The organism is Chryseobacterium sp. VD8 (genome assembly GCF_037149975.1).
Lineage (GTDB): Bacteria > Bacteroidota > Bacteroidia > Flavobacteriales > Weeksellaceae > Chryseobacterium > Chryseobacterium indicum.
This window is the reverse complement of sequence record NZ_JBBCQL010000316.1, coordinates 1-3,943: the sequence shown is the minus strand read 5'-3', so window position 1 is coordinate 3,943 and position 3,943 is coordinate 1. Positions and strand designations below refer to the sequence as shown.

Annotated in this window: 5 protein-coding genes; all 5 read right to left on the bottom strand. The window is 32.1% G+C overall.

What is annotated here, in order from left to right; genetic code table 11:
• Positions 1–95: 95 nt before the first annotated feature.
• Entirely contained in the window at positions 96–887 is a 792-nt protein-coding gene (locus tag WFK35_RS21270) for a toprim domain-containing protein (RefSeq protein WP_336734533.1), read from the bottom strand.
• Positions 888–954: 67 nt separating this feature from the next.
• A complete protein-coding gene (locus WFK35_RS21265) occupies positions 955–2,046 on the bottom strand; it encodes a hypothetical protein (protein ID WP_027383751.1) in 1,092 nt (363 codons plus the stop codon).
• Positions 2,030–2,386 carry a DUF3853 family protein gene (locus WFK35_RS21260; protein ID WP_002977252.1) on the bottom strand — a complete coding sequence of 119 codons (357 nt, stop codon included), beginning with the start codon at positions 2,384–2,386 and terminating at the stop codon, positions 2,030–2,032. The genes WFK35_RS21265 and WFK35_RS21260 overlap by 17 nt, the downstream gene beginning before the upstream one ends.
• Positions 2,387–2,400: 14 nt before the next feature.
• Positions 2,401–2,751: a helix-turn-helix domain-containing protein gene (locus WFK35_RS21255; protein WP_002977250.1), complete on the bottom strand. Its 351-nt coding sequence runs from the start codon at positions 2,749–2,751 to the stop codon at positions 2,401–2,403.
• 204 nt (positions 2,752–2,955) lie between these two features.
• The coding region (locus tag WFK35_RS21250; RefSeq protein WP_336734532.1) for a type II toxin-antitoxin system HipA family toxin at positions 2,956–3,943 on the bottom strand (988 nt) is incomplete at its 5' end.

Below are 3,943 nucleotides of genomic sequence, written 5' to 3'. Positions count from 1 at the left end.
GTGAACGGAGTGCCAGGATGGGTTACTCAATAAGATTAATTTCAAAATGAAACCGCTACTATTAAGTAGCGGTTTTGTCTTTACTGAAAACATCATCACCTTATCAGCCACTGATTCAAATCTTTATCATGTTGGTACATCCAGGAAAAATCTTCAACATTTTTATAGCTGTTGCGGATCTGCTCTACGACAGTTTTTCCCGTTTTATCATTATCAAGAAATAGAGATATTTTTTTGTATTTCTTTAGTATTTTATCTCCCGCTAAGAGCATCGATGTTGAATTAAAGACTAAATAATCTGCATCTGAAGAAAATTTATCATCTTCTATCGTTTTATATGACAAATAATCAAAAAAGCCCTCAAATACAACAATTTCATTATTTTGCTGATTTCCCTTCTTTATTAACGTCACATCTTTTGGTCCGAGGCAGATTTTAGAATATTTATTACGGACTTCAATACCTCCTGAATTATTAAAAAAAGCAATCGCAAAATAATATTTATCTTCTATTTTGTAATGGATCTCTTTGATAAGACTTTTACAATTCAAAACTCCCCTTGACTTAAGATACTCTAGCAACGCAGGATGCTCGACATCGATTGTTTTTAAAACATTATAAGTAAAGCCATCATTTGTTTCAACCACATTATCTATTGTAGGCGAAAAATCAAGCTTATTTAAATATTCAAGCGCTGTTGAAACATTACATTTATTAATAGCTTGAACTATTGATATAACATCATATATTTTACCTGTTCCAAAATCAAAAGCTGTATTCTTAATGAAATCTACAGACAGGCTGGCTGTTTTCTCTTGTCTATCTAATGCAAAATAAAATGCTGTTCTTTTGTTTTCTTTTACAGGGAATAGACCATAGGATTCCATAACCGTCCTGATACTGACGTTTTGTTTTATTTGCTCACAATTCATTGTAAATAAAATATTAGATTAATTAAAAAATGACGGGATATCCATCCGGAAGAAATTTTCCCATTCTTGTGTCCCGGTAAAGTTCTATCATAAGTTGTTGTATCTCCTTTAAAAATACCTTACCACTAAAATCAGAGGATCGTAGTTTTAATTTTCTATTTTTTTTGATAAAGTAATTGTAAGATTTCTCTATCAGCTCTCTTGTCTGTAATATATTTCGATAATGATATGCGAACTGCAGCATTTCCTGCTCCTGCAATCTGTACCTTTTTTTAAAATAATTAATTCGATAGGTGATGAACAAGTGTTCGCTATCTATATTCAAATCTGCTTCCTGAATTTTTTCAGTGGAATATGGATGAATTGCAATGTTTTCTCCTTTGCATTTGAAATTAAATGACACTGTACTGTATTTATCGAGACTGCCCTTAACCTGTTTTAAAAATTTAAAACAAAAATCATTTGCTGTTCGATAATTTAAGTCAAACTTCGAATTAAATGTTGACAGTTTCAATACAGTGCCAGTTGATGGAAGTTTAGCCAGCCAAATTGCAAATATGATATGTTTATTATTTTTAATATTATACACCAACTGATAAAGCATATAATTATATTCCGGTATTACAATTAATTTCTTCAGCCAATAACTGCTGATAAGAAAAGATGTGTAGCCTCTTTCATCGTAGGTTGGTGTTGATATAAGTCCTGCAAAAGTTTTGATTTCCTTACCTTTTCTATTCTGGGACTTATACCATCCCATCTTAAATTTTGCTAAAAACTCATAGGCATTAATTACCTGCTTTGTTGAGCCACTGGGAGAAATTTTGCTATTCTTAATTTTAAGCAGGGCGAAAGTATTATTTTCAGTCTCAAAATCATCATCGAACAAAGAGAGTTGCTTCGGACGATCTTCAGGTCTGAATTGTTCATTACTTATAATAGAGATTATATTAAATATAACCCTTAGCGCATTGATGGGAATGTTGGCGGCTTGACTATTTTCATCAAAGATAAAATCATCAACAAAATGGTTGCCTATTCTTATACTCTCAGGAATTCTTTCATTTTTAAATTCCTTGCGAATGATTTTCTGACTGCTATCTTGTAACGACATCATCTTTTTCTTTATTGCAGTTTATTAGTTCATATTCATTGTTAATTAGAACTAAAGCTCTCTCAACGTCCAGGACAATTTTTCGCCCCTCCTGAGTGATCGCATCTTTAATTTTACCGCTCTTTTTTAATCTCATAGCAGATGAAATACTGCAATTAAATAACTTGGCTATACCTTTAAGACCATACACATACTTTTCATCAATTATTTTATTTTGCTGCAAGGATCTCTTTGTACGATTTGTTATATAAATATTTTCATATTTAAATAAACTTACTAATTCCTCCCCGGTCATTTGCCAAATAAGCTTTTGCTTTAGTTTATTAATTTCGTTAGACATCGATCGCATTTTTATTAGTTATGTTGTCTTCTGCGATTTTTCTTAAAATCCGCTTCACATTCCTCGGTAATTTCCTGCAAGGTCTTTTTCTTGCCTTTAGAAATCCAGTTCAGTATTTCTTCTTCAAAAAAATATAGTTTCTTACCGTTTTTGTAGCATGGGATTTTTCTTTCTCTAACAAGAGTGTAAATGGTTGGTTTCGCTTTACCGATTAAGGATGCTACTTCATCTATTCCGATTGGAATTTTTTTGAGAGGTATAACAACATCTTCTTTTGATACCAGATGCTTTATCTCAGCAAGTTCACGAATTAAGAAGGCGACTGCTTGTGGTAAATTTTCAAATGAAATATTTTGCAAATCCATAATACTTGATTTTAATTATTATGGTGCAAATGAAAAAAGTGTTTTCGCTGTGTTTGAAAAACACGACGAAAACACTTAAAACACTGTGTTTTTGTAATCGATATTAAGCAATAAGTTTTTACCTACTGTTGAAACTTAATTTTTATAGCTCATTCTAAACGTATTAATCAATTAAAATTTATTTACTAAGATTATTTTAAAAGATTAATTTTCAAATGGTAAAAATGCAGATCTCATACGCTCTTGTTCAGATCTGGGTATTCCAATCTCGCTAGCAATACTTTCCCATCCTCTTACAACCGAAATGACTTTTTCAATGATTTCATCCATTTCATTTTCGTTCAGTCTAAATTGAGCGCCCACTTCCTTAGCAAGTTCAAGATCCAAAGCATTATTATCTGTATCAATATTTAGAGCAAGTCCTTCTTTATCCACAGACGGATTAATGTCATAGGCTGGTGAAAGTATCCATCCTTTTGGGGTTAAAATAAATCCGTGATTTCTAAGGTGATCATCTGTGTTTGATATACAAATACTAAACACGATTCTTCTCCATAATTCCTTCAAATTATTGTTAACATCAATACCGTAGTTCGTAATAAAATCAACGATATCAAGGTAACTTGCAGTTGAATCTCTTAATTTTTCTTCATTGTTTCCTGTCATAGTCATAGCTGACGAAAAATGAATTCTTCCGGAGTTTGTTCTATCAAATCTTTTGGTGAAAAATGTATGATAGCTGTTACTTAATTTTTGAATCTTTGTTTCTGACATATTAATTCCGGCATCAGTAGCTAATCGGTATGCCAGATATTCCCACGCTGCCTTATCAATTGTATCATTTTTTGAAGGAAATTTAGCAATCCATAAATTTTTTTCCTGATCCATAACATTAGCTTTCGGTCTTGCACCCCCTAATGAAGATCCTGGAACTACAAGCAGTGCTAATAACCTTTTCATTTTAGGCTCATCTTCATTTTCAAAACTTTTCACGGCTGCCTCCAACTCTCTTAATGATGACCAGGGTGGTGTAGGGTTATTCTCATCATCATCTAAAAAATTTCCATCTATTGAAGTCTTAAATCGCAGAGCACCCATCCTTGTTTGGTCATACACTCCTAATAAATAATCCAGATCATAAAGTTTCTTTTCTTTCTCTCCAGTTTCTTTGGCTACCTGAATAGATTTTCTT